Origin of the sequence: Bacillus sp. LNXM12-1, from assembly GCF_003004375.1 — a bacterium.
Taxonomy (GTDB): domain Bacteria; phylum Bacillota; class Bacilli; order Bacillales; family Bacillaceae; genus Bacillus.
The window spans coordinates 193,086-211,886 of the sequence record NZ_PVWX01000005.1 but is presented as its reverse complement, the minus strand read 5'-3'; the positions used below and the strand labels follow the sequence as shown (position 1 = coordinate 211,886).

At 44.3% G+C, this 18,801-nt stretch carries 6 protein-coding genes; all 6 read left to right on the top strand.

Annotated features, from left to right (window positions below):
• Positions 1-14 precede the first annotated feature (14 nt).
• Genes C6Y07_RS17455 through C6Y07_RS17430 form a run of 6 tightly spaced genes read left to right on the top strand, consistent with a single transcriptional unit; the run spans position 15 to position 18,793 of the window.
• Positions 15-1,070 (top strand): HAD-IIIC family phosphatase, encoded by a 1,056-nt coding sequence (locus C6Y07_RS17455; protein WP_034664698.1) that lies wholly within the window; start codon positions 15-17, stop codon positions 1,068-1,070.
• A 27-nt stretch (positions 1,071-1,097) separates the two neighbouring features.
• On the top strand, positions 1,098-1,367 hold the full coding sequence (locus tag C6Y07_RS17450; protein WP_106157128.1) for an acyl carrier protein: 270 nt from the start codon (positions 1,098-1,100) through the stop codon (positions 1,365-1,367).
• The gene (locus C6Y07_RS17445; protein ID WP_106157127.1) at positions 1,354-2,496 is read left to right on the top strand and encodes an acyl-CoA dehydrogenase family protein; all 1,143 of its coding nucleotides are present in this window, start codon (positions 1,354-1,356) and stop codon (positions 2,494-2,496) included. The genes C6Y07_RS17450 and C6Y07_RS17445 overlap by 14 nt, the downstream gene beginning before the upstream one ends.
• 19 nt (positions 2,497-2,515) lie before the next feature.
• Positions 2,516-11,605, top strand: coding sequence for a hybrid non-ribosomal peptide synthetase/type I polyketide synthase (locus C6Y07_RS17440; RefSeq protein WP_106157125.1), 9,090 nt, complete (start codon positions 2,516-2,518; stop codon positions 11,603-11,605).
• A 20-nt stretch (positions 11,606-11,625) separates the two neighbouring features.
• Positions 11,626-14,295, top strand: coding sequence for a non-ribosomal peptide synthetase (locus C6Y07_RS17435; RefSeq protein WP_066031206.1), 2,670 nt, complete (start codon positions 11,626-11,628; stop codon positions 14,293-14,295).
• A complete protein-coding gene (locus tag C6Y07_RS17430; RefSeq protein WP_106157123.1) occupies positions 14,288-18,793 on the top strand; it encodes an SDR family NAD(P)-dependent oxidoreductase in 4,506 nt (1,501 codons plus the stop codon). Before C6Y07_RS17435 ends, C6Y07_RS17430 begins: the two co-directional genes overlap by 8 nt.
• The last annotated feature ends 8 nt before the right edge of the window (positions 18,794-18,801 follow it).

Below are 18,801 nucleotides of genomic sequence, written 5' to 3'. Positions count from 1 at the left end.
GAGGAGAAAAACAAATGGCTAAGCAAATCAAGTGTGTTGTCTGGGATTTAGATCATACATTATGGGATGGAATTTTACTTGAATCAGATGAAGTGATGTTAAAGCCTTCGATGAAGGAAGTGCTAACAGAATTAGATGAGCGCGGTATCCTTCTTTCTATTGCAAGCCGGAATGATGAAGCAGCCGTGAGGGAAAAGCTCTCCGCCTTTGGGATCGAGCATTTCTTTCTCTATCCAGAGATTCATTGGAATGCCAAATCTAGTTCTTTAGAGAGAATCAGCGAGCGCCTAAATATTCATAAAGATACCATTCTCTTTATTGATGATCAGCCATTTGAACGAGAGGAAGTGAAGGCTGTTCATCCAGAGATTACGTGCTGGGATGCAGTGGATTATATGTCATTACTCACTGATGATCGGCTGCGTCCAGTCTTTATCACAGAAGATGCCAGACGACGCAGAAGAATGTATTTAGAAGCGGACCAAAGGCAGCAGGAAGAAGAGAAATATGAAGGGCCGCCTGAGAAATTCTTGGCGTCTTTACATATGAAATTCGTGATTTCAGAAGCAGGAGAACAAGACCTCCAGCGAGCTGAAGAACTGACCGTCCGTACCAATCAATTAAATGCGAGCGGGAAAACCTATGATTATGAAGAACTTGATTTCTTCCGTCAATCAGATTCTCACTTGCTGCTTGTCTGTGAACTTGAAGATAAATTCGGTTCCTATGGAAAAATTGGACTCTCATTAATAGAAGAAACAGGCGACACCTGGCATGTCAAACTGCTGCTTATGTCTTGCCGCGTCATGTCTCGTGGTGTCGGGACCATTTTACTCACAACGATTTTGCAAGAAGCGAAAAAGCGAGGAAAGCGGCTTGTGGCTGACTTTAAACAAACCGACCGAAACCGCATGATGTATATCACATACAAGTTTGCGAATTTCAAAGAAATCGAGAAGGGGGAGGATGGCTATATCTTGTTTGAAAATGATTTAAGCATGATTCAGCCTTTCCCAGAATACGTAGATGTCAATATTGAATTAAATCAGAAAGATCCAGCCAAACAATAAAAAAGCGAAAAGCGAGGAGATTAAATCATGAACCTACACGAACAAGTAAGAGCCTATATCGAGCAAAACCTAGTGGTATTTGATGAGGAAATTGAGCTTGGAAATGATGATCATATTTTTGAACAAGGCTTTGTCAATTCTCTATTTGCGATGAAACTAGTGAACTATATCGAAAATGATTTTCACTTCCAATTAGATAACGAAGACCTCGACATTGCTCATTTTAGTACGGTCAATCGCATTGTCGCCTTAATTGAGAGAAAACAACAGGGGGCCGCTCTTCATGAAAACAGCTGAACAAACGATCGATGCCATTGAAGAAATACGACAGTATTGCGATGAACATATCCGTCCGTTTGCCAATGAATTCGACGAGACGGAACATTTACCAGAGTCGCTCATTCGAGATATGGCGAAAAGAGGCTACTTGGCAGCAGGTATCCCGTCTTCCTATCAAGGGCTGGGGCTTGATCCAATAGCATATGGACAGTTCACGGAACAAGTGGGAAAAGCTTGCTGTAATGTACGGACATTATTGACAGTGAATTCACTTGTAGGAGAAGCCATTCTTCGTTATGGAACAGAAGACCAAAAACAAGGCTGGCTTGTTGAATTAGCTAAAGGAGAAAAAATCGGTGCCTTTGCTTTGTCAGAGCCGAATATTGGTTCAGATGCCAATCATGTTGAAACAAGCTATCAAAAAGAAGGACAATCCTATGTATTAAATGGGAAGAAAAAGTGGATTTCCTTTGGAGCGATTGCAGATTTCTTTATTGTGATTGCAAGAGACGGTGAACAAGTCACGGCATTCCTTGTCGATCGAGATCAGCCGGGTGTAGAGATTGAGAGAATTACAGGAATGATGGCCAATCGAGCATCATATTTAGCGGAAATCACTCTAGATCATGTCCAGGTGCATGAAGACAGTGTCTTAGGACCTGTTGGGGGTGGATTTAACCACGTGGTGTCACTCGCATTAGACCATGGAAGATACAGTGTCGCTTGGGCAGGGCTTGCCATCGCACAAGAAGCCGTTGATTCTCTTGTCACGTATTCACGTAAAAGAACACAGTTTAATGAAAAATTGTACAAGCATCAAATGATCAAAGGCATGATCGGAGATGCGGTTACCCAGCTCCATGCAGCGAGAGCCTTATGCCTAAAGGCTGGAGAAATGAGAGAAGCGAATCACCCTGATGCGATCACAGAAACATCCATTGCAAAATATTTCACCTCTAAAATCGCCGTTGACATTACAAATACAAATGTCCAAATCCATGGCGGAAGTGGATTTAGCCGGGAAAACTCAGCTTCAAGACTATATCGTGAAGCGAAGGTGCTTGAAATTATTGAAGGAACGTCGCAAATTCAGCAGCAGGTTATTGCTAACTATGGTTTACGCCATTATTTCGTGAAACATTCTTAGAGAGAAAGGAGATGATCCCATGGCTTTACAGCCGCAGAAGCTGGATAAACAGAACATTGAAAATATGTTAGGTATCACTACGATCCAAGAGGGACTGCTGTTTCATCATTTAATGGAACCGAACGGAACGGCTTATTTTGAACAACTGCTGATCGAAATAGACGGACCGATAGATCGAGACATTTTTGAACAATCATGGACGAATGTCACCAAACAGCATGAAATGCTTAGAACATTGTTCAGATGGCAGGAACTCGCAAGACCAGTACAAATTGTGCTGAAGCAGCACCAGCCAGACATTCGATATCGTGATTTGACACAAGCGAAGGAGCCTCTTCATGTGCTGAAAGAGGAGGTGACGGCACAGAACCGAGAAGAACGCTTTGATCTGCAGGAAGTCCCATTTCGCCTGACGTTATGTGAAGTGAATGATGAAGTCAGCTGGGTTCTCATTAGCTTCCATCACATTTTATTGGACGGATGGAGCCTTGGGATTGTATTAAGCGATTGGATGAGTGCATATGAGCGTTTATCGAATGGGGACAAACCTCTTCTTGAACAAAGACCGTCCTACCAATCATTTGTCAAATGGCAGCAGAAAAACCTTCAACAGACAGAAGCACAAGCCGCCTATTGGAAAAATGTTTTCAATGGCTGGAGTTATGCAGAACTGCTTCCGAAGTCAAGCGGCGCATATGAAAATTCAGAAGTTTTTCATCAATATGAACATCAAGTGGATACTTCCATTGCGGAGAGCCTGAGCAAATTCACGAATCAATATGACGTGACGCTCGCATCTGTGATGTATACGCTGTGGGGAGTTTTGCTATCTAAGTATGCCAACCAAGATGATATTGTCTTTGGGACAACAGTATCAGGGAGAAATGCGGATGTCCCTCATATTGAAAAGATGACAGGGCTGTTCATTAATACATTGCCGCTGCGGGTCTCATTCGAACAAGAGCGGCCGATTCTTGAACAGATGCAGGAAGTGAGTCGTGAGATAGCTGTAAGAAATGAATATGAACATACACCGCTATCTGATTTAAAGAAATATGCAGGAATGACGGCAGAGCAATCGTTATTTGATTCAATCGTCGTCATTGAAAACTATCCACTAGATCAAATGCTTACGAAAAACGATCAGCCTATTCGTATTCGTGGATTTGAGATGACTGAGCAGACAGAATTCGATCTCACGCTTAGTGTCCAGGCGTTTGATGATCAGCTGCACTTTTCATTGGTGTATAACCCAGTCAGCTTTTCAGCTGAACAAATCGAAAAGTGGTGTCAGCATTTTCTTCATCTCCTGTCTGATGCCTGTGCTCATCCGCACAAATCTGCTGCTCAGCTACAGCTGCTATCAGAAGAAGAGAAAGAAAAGCAATTAGCGGTCTTCCGGCAGTATGGCGGGGCAACATCTAGCAATGAACCAACGGTGATTGACCTTTTTGAAGCACAAGTGGAACGAACGCCAGCGGCAGCCGCAGTTGAGTTTGGCGATACGACGGTTACATATGAACAACTCAATAAGAGAGTGAACCAGCTCGCACATTATTTACAAAACAAAGGAGTCAAACAGGAGCAGCGTGTCGGCATTTTAGCAGAGCATTCCATTGAAATGGTGATAGCATGCTTAGCGATCTTAAAAGCTGGCGGTGCATACGTGCCGATTGATCCTGAATACCCGCAGGAACGAATAGAATATCTATTAGAAGACAGCGGAGTAGAATGGCTCTTAACTCATCCAATTAAAGGGCTCACCTATGCTTATCATGGAGAAAAAATTGATATCACACAGCCGGATCTATACACCGGACCATCAGACAACTTGGCAGAAGCCATCACCTCAGACCAAACAGCCTACTGCATTTATACATCAGGTACGACCGGAAGACCTAAAGGTGTACTCATTCATCATCTTGGCTTAGCCAACTATATTGATTGGGCGAAGCAAGTTTATGTTCGAGGAGAAACAAGGCATTTTGCTTTGTATACTTCACTGTCCTTTGACCTGACGGTTACTTCTATTTTCACGCCGCTCATTTCAGGAAATACCATCATGATTTACCACCATGAAAACCGGCAGCTGCTTGTCGAAGACATCATAAAAGATAATCGCGTACATGTGATGAAACTGACACCATCTCATTTACAGTTTATTAAGCATTTGTCTTTCCCAGACAGCCAAATGAAATGTTTCATTTTAGGCGGAGAACAGCTGGAAACATCTCTAGCGAAATCCATTCAGCAGTCCTTCCCGCAGCCAATTGAAATTGTGAATGAATATGGACCAACTGAAACGGTGGTTGGCTGCATGATTCATCGATATGACCAGGATTATGATCAAGACGTGTATGTACCGATTGGAAAGCCTGCACAGCATACAGATATTCTTCTTTTTGACAGACATATGAATCTCATGCCGGAAGGAACCGTCGGTGAATTATATATTGGCGGGAAAGGTGTCGCAAAAGGGTATTTGAATCGACCGGAACTCACCGAAGAAAGGTTTGTCGATCACCCTTTCCAGCCAGGTGAAAAAATTTATAAAACAGGTGATGCAGCCCGCATTCTGCCTAATGGGCTCATTCAATTTTTAGGTCGAAATGATGATCAAGTGAAGCTGAGAGGCTATCGTATTGAAACAGGTGAAATTGAATTTTGGCTGAATGAACAGCCAGGTATGAAAGCAGCAGCTGTTGTTGTAAAGCCAGATGCTTCTGGTACACCATGTTTGGCCGCATATGTTGTCACGACAGCCAGACTTGATCAAGCTGCAATGAAACAAGCGTTGGCTGATCAGCTGCCGGATTATATGATCCCAACTCACTTTGTTCAATTGGACGATATGCCGCTGACTGCCAATGGCAAACTAGATAAACGGGCATTACCTGCTTTGAAACAGGCGCAGCAAACGAATAAGCAGGCGGGCGCTGCCAATCTTTCTGATACTGAGAAAGTCATTCAAGACATCTGGAAAAAAGTCCTCGGCTTAGATGAGGTAAGTGTTCATGACAAATTCTTTGACATTGGCGGGCATTCACTCAACTTAATCCACGTCAATCAACAGCTCGCTAAGCAATTGAATCAAAGCATTCCAATGGTCGAAATGTTCCGCCGTCCAACGATTAGAGAGCTTGCCGCATATTTAAGCGGCGATTCAGAGCAGGTAGCGGCAGGCACGCAGCCTGTGAAACAAAAGACAAGAAAAGCCAATGAGCCGATTGCCATTATTGGAATGGCTGGTAAATTCCCTGGTGCGAAAAATGTTGAGGCATTTTGGCGAAACTTGAAGAATGGAGAAGAATCAATTTCCTTCTTTTCCGATGAAGAACTGCTTGAAGCTGGTATTGACCGTCAGACCTTCGAACGACCCGATTATGTGAGGGCAAAAGGTGTGATTGATGGACCTGATTTATTTGATGCATCCTTCTTCGGCTATTCGCCAGGTCAGGCAGAAATGATGGATCCTCAAATACGCCTCCTGCATGAGTACGCCTATAAGGCGCTGGAAGATGCGGGGTATGTGCAAGAAGATTATACGGGTAAAGTTGGGTTGTTTACTGGGTCCACATCGAACTTTCAATGGATTCAGCGTTTTGCAGCTTCCCTTGATAGCAGCATGTCAGAGCTGTTTGAAGTGGGTTCACTCAATGATACGTATACCGTGAGTACAAGAATTGCCCATAAATTGAATTTGAAAGGACCGGCGCTCACGCTGCAAACCGCTTGTTCGACTTCTTTGGTCGCTTTGCATTTGGCCTGTCAATCCATTGCAAATGGTGATTCAGATGTAGCACTTGCAGGAGGTGTGTCGATCCTGCACCCAGTGAAATCAGGCTACGTTTATCAGCAGAACATGGTGAAATCAAGCGATGGCCATTGCCGCGCCTTTGACGATCAAGCAGATGGAACGGTTGGCGGAGATGGTGTTGGTCTTGTTGCTTTAAAAGCACTGAGTGAAGCCATAGAAGATGGTGACCATATTTATGCGGTCATTAAGGGCTCTGCCATCAACAATGATGGTGATCAAAAGGTTGGTTTCAATGCTCCAAGCGTTGAAGGACAGACACGTGTCATTCAGGATGCCTTACATCAAGCAGATGTTTCACCAGATACGATTGAATATGTAGAAACACATGGAACTGGAACATCACTTGGTGATCCGATTGAAATAGAGGCGCTAACAAAGGCTTTCGACACAGAGAAAAAACAATTTTGCCGTATTGGGTCTGTCAAAACCAATATTGGACATTTGGATGCAGCGGCAGGAGCAGCTGGCTTGATCAAAGCTGTGCTTTCGCTTCAGCATCACACATTTGTACCTAGTCTTCACTTCAAAAAAGCCAATGAAAACATTGCATTTGAGCATAGCCCTTTCTTTGTAAACACTGAGCTGACTGACTGGAAGCAGCCAGCTTCACATTTGCGGCGGGCTGGGGTGAGCTCATTTGGAATGGGTGGAACCAATGCACATGTCATATTAGAAGAAGCACCACAAAGAGATCGTCAGCAAATGCCTCGTTCTGCTGAGCTGCTTGTTCTTTCAGCAAAGAGCAAAACGAGCTTGGAACGAATGAAAGACAAACTCGTAAACCAAATAGAAAACACGCCTTCTATCAATTTGGCAGACGCAGCTTATACTCTGCAAACAGGAAGACAGTTCTTTGGTTTCCGTCAGGCATTTGTTGCGGCAAGCAGAGAAGATGCTTTGCGAGTATTAACAGAAAAGCAAGGCAAGGGCATTGGAAAGCTCATGCATTCGCATGTGGAGCAACAAAAGATTATTTTTATGTTTTCTGGACAAGGCAATCAATATCTCAATATGGGATTAGATTTGTACCGGGAAGAGCCTTACTTTAAGAAGCAAATGGATGCTTGTTTTCAAGCATATGAAGAAGCAACGGGGCGAAGTCTTGCCCGTATTCTTTACCCATTAGCGGCTGAAACAGAAAAGGCGCGTGAAAAATTAGCAAGTACTCAATATGCACAGCCGGCCATTTTTGCCATTGAATATGCCTTATCCATGCTCTTCATTGAATGGGGCATTCGTCCTGATGCAATGATCGGCTATAGCTTTGGCGAATTAACGGCGGCCGCTATATCAGGGCTATTCAGCTTAAAGGACGCAATGTCCATGGTCGCCTATCGTGCGAATGCGATGCAATCGTCACCAGCTGGCGTCATGATGAGTGTTCCATTACCTGAGGCAGAGCTAAAACCGATGCTTCCAAAAAATATTTCTCTCGCGGTTGTCAATGATTCCTCATGTATCGTGTCAGGTCTAGAAGAAGCGATAAGTGAATTTGAACAAGAGCTGAAAAGCAACAGATTGATGTGTATGCGGTTAGGTGGAACCATTGCTGCCCACTCACATGTCATGAAGGAGGCAGCGGAGCAATTCGGAGAAAAATTAAAGCATATGAAAGCCAAAACACTTCGTATTCCATTTATTTCGAATTTGTCAGGAGATTGGATGACAGATACGAGTGCGAAAGATATGTCTTATTGGAAAAGGCATATGACCGATACAGTTCGCTTTGCTGAAGGCATCACCAATATTTTACAAGAGGACAATATTCAATTAATTGAGATTGGACCAGGACAAGATTTAAGCGTGATGGTCAACAGGTCATTGAACGGCCTGAATCAGCATGTATGTCATGTGTTAAGACATGCAAAACAAGATGTGACGGATACTGAATTTTTACTTAGTCAAATGGGACGTCTATGGACAAACGGATTATCTATTGATTGGGACAGGTTCCATCTAAACCGTCAGCCGCGGAAAATGCCGCTGCCAACGTATGCGTTTGATCAAACCTCCTATTGGTATGATGCAGCAGATCGTGTGAAACAAGAAAAACCAAAGCAGTCTGGACGAAAGCAGCAAATGGATGAATGGTTCTATACCCCTCATTGGGAAGCGGATCTTTTACCTTGCGTGCCATCAGAAGATACATCTGGCGGAGCCTTGCTTTTGTTTGCAGAGCCATCTGCTCTCGGAGAGAAGATTGCGGCTGAGCTCCTGACGAAACGGAACGAGTTCGTAGTGGTTCGTAAAGGAAATGAATTTACGAAGCATGACGAAAAAAGCTATACCATTCGGTCACATGAGCCATCTGATTATGAAAGGCTCATTTCAAATCTGGCAGATGACGAAATGAACGTGTCAGAAGTTTGTCATCTATGGGGGCTTTCAGAACGACAGCCATCTCACACGGAAGAAGAATGGGTGAAGCAAACGCAGCAAGATGCTTATTACTCCTTGCTTTATATCGGCCAGGCATTGAAAAAATATGTTTTGGACCAAAAGGTATCGATTACCGTTCTTTCCTCATTGACATATGCTGTTGGCGGTGAACCTGTACTTTATCCTGAAAAAGCGATCCATCTAGGACCTGCCATGGTTATATCACAAGAAACACCGAACTTGCGTTACCGCATTCTTGATATTGATCGCCCGGTGGAAAATGGGGTTCAAGAAAAGCGATTGCTGAAGCAAATAAGCGATGAGCTAGATCGAGCGTATGGACAGCTTCTCACGGTCTATCGACGAAATAAGCGATATGTGAAAAAGTATGCGAAAGGTTCAGTTCCCGAAACAGGACATGCTCATTTGGCTAAAAAAGATGGTGTCTACATTTTAATTGGCGGACTTGGGTTTATTGGATTGAATATCGCCCAGACTTTGGCCGAGCAAACGAAGGGAACCTTAATCTTAACGAGCAGGTCTGGACTCCCTGATAGAAGCAAGTGGCAAGAATGGCTGTCTACGCACGATGAACAGGATCCAACAAAGAAAAAAATACAAAAGGTAATGGCACTGGAAGAGACAGGCGCAGACGTTCTCATACAGAAAGTAGACGTTCGTCACAGGGAAGATATCCAGCAATTGATCAACACAGTGGATGCGTCATATGGACAGATCGACGGTGTGATCTATGCAGCTGGAGTGACAGGCGACCAATCTTTCCGGGTGATGGAGCAAACAGATGTCACATTTTCGGAGCCGCATTTTGAAGCGAAGATGAATGGCGTACTTCATCTTGATGCCGCCTTAGGTGATCGATCCCTTGATTTCTGTTTTGTACTGTCATCTTTGTCACCGATCTTGGGCGGACTCGGTTTTACAGCCTATACAGCTGTGAATCATTTCATCGATGCGTACGTGTATGAACGCAATCTACGTTCAGAAACACAGTGGTCTGTCATTAGCTTTGACGGCTGGGAATTTGAGCAGGGGAAGCAGCTCGATCTTCCAATCGGAGATGATGTCACCGAAACGTTAATTACAGAAAAAGAAGGAAGAATGATCTTTGAACGATTGCTTTCACTGGATCAAGTGGAACAAATGGTTATTTCGACAACATCTTTACATGATCGTATTCACAGATATGTAGACCGTTTATCCCGTGAGGAAGAGAGCGGCGGAGAGCATGTACAAGATGGAAACTTGTATTCTCGGCCAGCGCTTTCAACGAATTATGCGGCACCTGAAACAGAGCTGGAGAAGGAATTAAGTCAACATTGGCAAGCATTCTTTAAGATTGATGACATTGGCATAGATGATCATTTCTTTGAAATGGGTGGAGATTCTCTTAAGGCGATTACCTTCATTGGCATCATTCATCGTGCATTTAGTGTAGAGCTGACGCTGCCACAATTTTTCCAAATACCTACGATACGATTAATGGCAGCATATATCGACCAAGCAGATACTGCTGCTTATCATGCGATTGAAAAAGCCGAAGTGAAGGAGCATTATCCTCTGTCGTCTGCGCAAAAACGGTTGTATCTCATGCAGCAAATGGATGTAAACAGCACAGGATACAACGAGTTTAAAGCGGGGCGAATCAAAGGAAAACTCGATATCAGCAGGTTGGAATGGGCATTTCAGCAGCTCATTAAGAGACACGAAAGTTTGCGGACAGCGTTTGTACTAGAGAATGGCGTCCCTTATCAAAAGATTGAAGAAGAGGTACCATTTGCAGTCACATTGTTTGACCTCACAAAGGGATCGACACAAGGATCTGAGGAAGATCAAAAACAAGTGATTGAACAATTTTTGACTGCCTTTACGTTAAGTGAGGCTCCATTGATGAGAGTCGGTGTGATGAAGCTGGCAGAAGAGGAATTCGTGCTCATGCTGGACATGCACCACATTATCTCAGACGGTCTTTCTCAAGATATTTTGGTCAACGACTTTATGCAGTTATATGACGGCAGGACGCTTGAGCCTCTCGCTCTGCAATATAAAGATTTTTCAGAATGGCAAAATGACATGCTTGCGTCTGAAGCACTGAAAGAATCGAGTGATTACTGGAAAAACCGGTTAGAGGGTGCCCCGCTACTTGATCTGCCAACAGATTTCGATCGGCCAGAGGTGAGACAATTCCGCGGCGGACATTATACATTCCGTATAGAAGAAGCGGAGCTGAACGCGTTTAAGCAAATGATTTTAAAAGAAGACGCCACTCTGTTTATGGGTCTGTTAAGTGTGTATCAGATTTTGCTTCATAAATTAAGCGGACAATCAGATATCACGGTCGGGGTTCCGGTAGCAGGCAGAAAACAAGAGGAGCTGCAGCAAGTCATCGGTATCTTTGTCAATATGCTGCCACTTCGTTTATATCCTAAAGCAGAGCTGACGTACCAGCAATTCCTTCAGGATGTGAAGGCACATGTCATCGGCGATTTCGGACATCAAGAATATCAATATGAACAAATGGTTCAAGACCTCCAGTTAAGCCGGAGTGTCAGCCGGAATCTATTGTTTGATGCTGTGTTCGCTTTGCAAAATATGAATCAGCCAGAACTGAAGGTAGGCGGTTTAACCTTTAGTGATTATCCGTATGAGACAGGAACGTCGCGCTTTGATTTACTCTGGATTGCGTATGAGCAGGAAGACGGTCTTTCTTCAACGATTGAATATAATACTGAGCTATTCAGTGAGGAAACCATTCAGCGGATTGCAGGCTTGCTGAAAGACATCATGCGGGCTGTTTCAGCAGATGCGATGAGAATAGAAGAGATCGAACTGACTTCTTCATTCAAGCAATTAGACGACGTATCTCTTTTCGAATTAGATGACTTAAAAATATAAGTAAAGAGGTGAATGGAAGAGTGATTGAACATGATGATTTTCAACTGAAAGCAGCGGCGAAGGAAAGGGCGTTAGAAAGAGTCTACTGGACATCTGTCTTATCAGGTGTACAACTGGATGGCCGGATCCCTCATACGGTTTCACAAGCCCATTCTGCTGCAATGAACCGATCGCTTCATTCGTCCTTCCCTGTGGCTATGAACCATTCGTTAAAGCAATTATGTGGAGATTCTGATTTGCGCCTGTTTATCGTGCTGACCACAGCTGCTTTTGGCTTGCTTCAACGTTATAGCGGAAAAACTGAGTTGATGGTGACTGTTCCTACAATGGAACAGTCTGCCAATCAATCAGCCATTAATCATATGCTGCCGCTTAAGGCAGAGATTGAGCCTCATATGAGCTTTAGCGCAGGGCTAGAGGCAGTGAAACAATCGTTTCAGGAGGCAGTGCGTCATCAAAACTATCCTGTTCATATTTTAATGGATGAGCTTTGGCATTCAGTAGGAGAAGACAAGAGGCGTGTCAATCTGGCATGTGCGTTTGAGACATTGCATGGGCATGCTGACCGAGAGCAGCTGCATGCAGATGTGCTCATTGTTTGGAAGAAAGAACAAGATCACCTTCATGCTGAAGTTCACTGGGATGCTTCCATTTATGACGATCAAATGATGGAGCAGTTCTCCAGACATTTCATGACACTCACAGAGCAATGTCTCAAAACGCCTGAACAAGCGATGAGCACACACTCATTTTTATCTGATATGGAGAAAAGTCAGCTGTTTGATTCGTTTCAAGGAGAGTCGCTCGCTTATCCAGTGGATCGTGATATTGTGTCGTTATTTCAAGAACAAGTCCAATTGCATCCAGCACGAACGGCTGTTGTGTTTGGCACCACCTCCTATACATATGAAGAGGTTGATGATTTATCGAATCGCATTGCACTTAGACTGTCTCAAAGTGAGATGACACGTGAGACTCCTGTTGGACTCAGAATGAATCGGTCTGCTGAACTGGTCATTGCCATTCTTGGCATTTTAAAGGCTGGCTATGCTTATTTACCGATTGATGTCCATCTGCCGATCGAAAGAATTCGGTATATGCTCAAAAACAGCGGTGCTGCAGCTATTGTCTCGGATGCAGAAGGATATGAAGGATTGGATGTCGAGGTTCATGTGATTCAAGACATGCTTCAAGAATCGCCAATAAAAGAGAATCTGACTTGGTCTATTTCGCCTTCGGATATGGCGTATGTCCTGTATACATCAGGAACGACAGGGCATCCAAAAGGGGTCGTTATTGAACATCGTCATGTCATTAATTTGGTATATGGAATGAAAACGCGCTTTTTTGATCTGCTCCCTGATCCTTTGCAAGTAGGGATGCTGGCTTCACACATTTTTGATGCGTCTGTTCAAACATTGTTCCCGGCATTGCTCCTCGGGCATACGCTGCATATTGCCAAAGATGAAGTCCGTATGGATGGGCATGCGTTATGGTCGTTTTACCAAGAAAACCACATTCAGCTGTCAGATGTGACCCCTTCTCACTTAAAGCTGATGAACAAGGCAGCAGCGCAATCAAAACAAGACCTGCCTGCTTTGAACATGCTGCTAGTGGGCGGAGAGGTGTTCACAAAAGAGCTGATGGATCAATTTTTACAGCATATATCAGGTGAAAAACCAATCATGATTAATGCGTATGGACCGACTGAATGTACGGTTCAGTCATCATCCTTTTTGATTCCCCATGACTGGGACGAGCAGGTCATTCCTATTGGGCAGCCGATGCCGAATGAGCATATTTTCATATGTGACGCGCAAGGGGAGCCAGTTCCGATTGGCGTCTTTGGCGAACTATATATAGCAGGCGATGGTGTAGGTCGTGGGTACATCAATCACCCTGATCTGAGCAAGGAGAAATTTATCAAAAAACCAGAGCTGAGCAGCGGGATGTTATACGGTACGGGAGACCTTGCAAGATGGCGGTTTGATGGGTTGATAGAATTTGCTAAAAGAAACGATGGCCAAGTGAAAATCAGAGGGTATCGAATTGAGCTCGAGGAGATTCGCAGAGCGATTCTTGATGACCCGCATATGCAAGGGCTGATTCAAGATGTCATTGTCGTTCCTAAGGAAACGAAGGATCAGGACCAATACATTTGCGCATATATGATGGCAAAACAAGCGATAGATCAGCGTGCGCTTCGTCAGTCTTTAAGTGAAAGGTTACCAGGTTATATGGTGCCGAGGCATGTCATTCAAATAGAACAATTTCCTTTGAATCTATCAGGGAAATTGGATATCCAAGCACTGCCGAATCCAGAAGATCAGGCGGCAGCCAATCAAGAGCCGTTGACCATTCAAGCACATAATGAAACAGAGCAGAAGCTTGTTCGCATTTTCGCATCTATTTTACAAGTCCCTGCTGCGCAGATTCGTATAGATGAACCGTTTTTCGATTTAGGCGGGAACTCTTTTAATATCGTTGAGCTGTCCAATAAAGTGAAAGAGGAATTTCAGCAGGAGCTGACAGTGATGGAGCTGTTCCAATATACAACTGTTTCGCAAATAGCCGCTCAATTGAGAAACAAAGTCTCAGGGCAAGAGAAACAGATCGAAAATGATGGAGAAAATGAAGCGGATGACTTAGAAAGTGCCGCTCAACTGTTAGGCGGGATGATAGATGAGTAAGTTCACAGGATTAGAGGTTGCAGTGGTTGGGATGGCCTGCCGTTTTCCGGGAGCAAAGAATATTCATCACTTTTGGGACAACCTTGCAAATGGAAGAGAGTCCATTACGTTCTTTTCGAAGGAAGAGCTGCTGGAGGCAGGGGTTGAGAAAAAAGCATTAGACCATGAGCAATATGTACGTGCTAAAGGAGCAGTCGATCAGCATGATCACTTTGATGCAGATTTCTTTGGTTATTCACAGCGTGAAGCAGAAGTAATGGACCCGCAAATCCGCATGTTTCATGAGGTGGCATGGGAATCCCTTGAAGATGCAGGCTATAACCCTGAAACCTATCAGGAACCGATTGGTTTATTTGGAGCTGCTTCTGCTAATTTATATTGGCAAGCTGCTTCCATGCTGATGAGAACGAATCACTCATCTGAACAATTTGCGGCTGTTCAATTAACAGATAAAGATTTCATGAACACAAAGGTATCCTACAAATTGAATTTGAAGGGACCGAGCGTAGCTGTTGATACAGCTTGTTCTTCCTCTTTGACTGCCATTCATATGGCGGCGCGCGCCCTGATTACTGGAGAATGTAAAATGGCACTCGCAGGCGGCGTCACCATTACGACCCCTCACAAAAAAGGATACATGTATCAAGAGGGCATGATCATGTCGCCAGATGGGCACTGCCGGGCTTTTGATGAACAGGCAGAAGGAACCGTTGGCGGCGAGGGCTGTGGAGTTGTTGTGCTCAAATCATTAAAGCAGGCACTAAAGGATAAGGACCATATCTATGGCGTGATTAAAGGTTCAGCCTATAACAATGACGGCGGGCGGAAGGTTGGCTACACAGCACCAAGTATAGAAGGACAAAGCGAAGTCATTAAAAAGGCACTCAACATCAGTCGTGTAGAAGCTGAGAGTATATCTTATATTGAAGCACATGGCACAGGTACAACTCTTGGAGATCCAGTTGAAATTGAGTCACTAAAGCAAGCTTTTCAAACGGATAAAAAACAGTTTTGTGCGATTGGGTCTGTGAAAACCAATATTGGTCATCTTGACTCAGCCGCAGGGATTGCAGGTTTTATCAAGACAACGCTTAGTCTGTACCATCAGATGCTGCCGCCTAGCCTTCATTATAAAAAAACGAATCCGAAAATTGATTTTGAATCAAGCCCATTTTATGTAAATACAACACCCGTACCATGGACGAAATCAGAGCAGCCGCTGCGTGCCGGTGTCAGTTCATTTGGAGTCGGCGGAACGAATGTACATCTGATCATGGAAGAGGCACCCGCCGCCGACAAACCGTCAGTAGAAAGAGATCATGAACTAATGGTGATTTCGGCAAGATCGAAGCAGGCGGTTCAAAAGTCTGCTGAACAAATGACCTCTTATTTAAAAGAACATAAGCATGTCACACTATCCGATGCTGCATTTACCCTGCAAGAGGGACGAAAGCATTTTCCTTATCGACAAGCTTTTCTTGCAGGTCCGGGCCGCACATTCCAGTCAGCCGGCCAGCCGCAAAAGGCCTTTCAACAGCCTGCGATCGTTTGGATGTTTTCTGGTCAAGGTGCTCAGTATGTGAATATGGGCAAGGATTTATATGAGAAAGACCCTGAATTTAAAGAAACGCTTCAGAAATGTTTTGCCATTATTTTATCGTTATCAGGTGTTGAGATCGAGAACGTGTTATATCCAACAACCGAAGAAGAGTTCATAGAAGCAGCACAACTCATGCAGCAAACATCATATACACAAATCATCTTGTTTAGTTTTGAGTATGCGCTCGCATCGAAGCTGATGGGACTAGGCATATGTCCGCATTATTTCATTGGTCATAGTATTGGAGAAATCACGGCTGCCTGCGTGGCCGGTATGATCAACCTTGAAGATGCCATCCGGATCGTTTTAAAAAGAGGCAGTTTGATGCAAAAAATGCCTCCAGGTGAAATGGCCGGTGTGTCACTCCCTGCCGAAGAGATTGAACATGATCTTCCAGAAGGTGTCGAGCTTTCTGCAGTGAATAGCTCACAATTATCTGTTGTTTCCGGTCCTTCAGAACGGTTACAGATTTATCTCGAACAAGCTGAAAAAAGAGGAGCTTCTGTCCAAAAGCTGAAAACCTCTCACGCCTTTCATACGAGTATGATGGATGAAGCGTCCGAACAGTTTAAGAACGTTCTCTCGGAGATCACCTACCAGCAGGGCGAGATTCCGATCCTTTCGAATGTGACAGGGAGCTGGTTAACAAATGAACAAGCCGCATCACCTGATTACTGGGCATCTCATATCAGGCAGCCTGTTTTATTTAGTCAAGGAGTAGAGACGTTACTTGGACTTGGAGAAGTGGTTTTCATTGAAGTGGGGCCAGGTCATACGTTAACTCAATTTGTGAGACGACATGATGACTATGATGTGAACAAAGCAGCGGCTGTTTCAATGGTGAGACATCCAAAAGAACAAGCTGCTGATGATGAATATATGAAAAAGGCTATAGGGAAGCTGTGGAGTTTTGGAGTGGAACCGAATTGGAGCGCTGTCAGAAAAGAAAAGGCCCCATATCGAGTGTCACTGCCAACATATCCATTCGAGCATCAAATATTCCCCTCTCCGCAGTTTAAAGCGGATCAGCTGATGACCGCTTTAGCGCCATCAGAAAAGGGGGAGAAACTCTCAGCTGATTTTCAAGACTGGTTTTACATTCCGGTATGGGAACGCTCTGCACCTGTACTAAAAGAGCAGCATCATCAAGGGAAGCGTATCTTGGTTTTTGAGAAAAATGGTCATATTGGCGCTTATTTGAAAGAACGGCATGCAGAGGTTGTCAGCGTCTGTCAAAGTGATCATACGATCAAAGAAAATGACCAGTTGATGAAGGCGGACGTTCATATGCTGTCACATTTAGAGTGGGTGATGGCTGAACTGCAGCAATCTGAATTTATACCGGAAGAGATCATCTGGATGCATGATGAACTAACAGAAGATACAGGTGATCAGCCAAACTACTTATCTGTGCTCGATCTCGTCAGGCTGATCAGCCAGTATCATAACACAGCCATCCGTCTTCATCTTGTGACAAACCAAGCGCATGATGTAATCGGGATGGAGAAGGTCAATCCTCTTCAAGCAACATGTACTGGGCTGGCTCTGACCATTCCTCAAGAATATCAGCATATTGCGTGTCAGCACATTGATTTATGTCAGGAAACAAAGGCGGACTGGCCGCTATTTCTTTCATACGAGGTTGCAATGCACGATCAAGATGCGGTCGTGGCGTATCGCGTGAACAGCAGGTGGGTTCGAAAGGCTTCAAGCACCCCTTTAAACAAAGAGGAATCGTCCAAGCAGCCTTTCAGGACTCATGGCGTTTACCTCATGACCGGCGGTATGGGGGGCATTGGCTTCACATTAGCTAAACATTTAGCAGAAACGTATCAAGTGAAACTTGTGTTCATGAGCCGAGTACAAATACGTGAACGCTCTGCATGGCTTGATCTGCGTGATGCGGAGGGGAAAGAAGCTGAAACCGTGAAAAAGCTGATGACTCTTGAAGGGTTAGGAGCTGATGTACAAGTTGTACACGGTGATGTGTCAGATCAAGATGCTGTGCAGAAAGCGGTCCAGCTGGCTCATACGTCATTTGGTGATTTACATGGTGTCATTCATGCGGCAGGAGAGGCAGACGGGAAGATCATCCAAGCAAGAACAGCAGACGATGAAATTCGCATGTGTCAGGCAAAAATCAACGGGACCTATGTGCTGGATGAAGCACTCAAGGATGAAACGCTCGACTTCTTTTTACTTTGTTCATCCCTAGTGTCCTTTCTTGGAGCGGCTGGACAAGTGGCTTATGCGGCTTCCAATGCTTTTATGGACAGCTTTGCTCATGCGAAGAGGCAGGAAGGAAAGCCAGTGATTTCTTTAAACTGGGATCGGTGGGAAAAAGTCGGTATGGCACACGACTCAGCATTAGCGGCTAAAGTCAATGACATGATGGCACTTGAGGAGCAGGCGGGAATTTTACCAGAACAAGGGATAAAGGCCTTTCAGGAAGTGCTGCGTCTAGATTATCCGCAAATTCTTGTTTCTGTTCGAGACATGGGTGAGAGAATGAAACATCGATTAACACCTATGCAGCAGGAAGAAGAGCCGTCTCAACAAATATCGAAGGTCATAGATGATCGTCTAGAAGCATCATTGAGTGATGTACTCAGCTCCTTTTTTCATCATGAACCGGATGTGAATGAGAACTTTTTTGAAATGGGTGCGACATCCCTTGATTTGCTGCAGATGAGCGGTCATATCAAATCAATTTATGGCATAGAGGTTCCGGTAGTCATGATGTATAGCCACCCGACCATCGCGTCATTGGCTGCCGAACTGAAGAAGATACATGGGGTAAAGGAAGAAAAGCAAGCTGTCACTGAATCATCTAATCTCCGTAAACAGGCGATGGCAGATGGGAAAAACCGCCGTAAACAGAGATTAAAACGAAAATAGATGGGAGA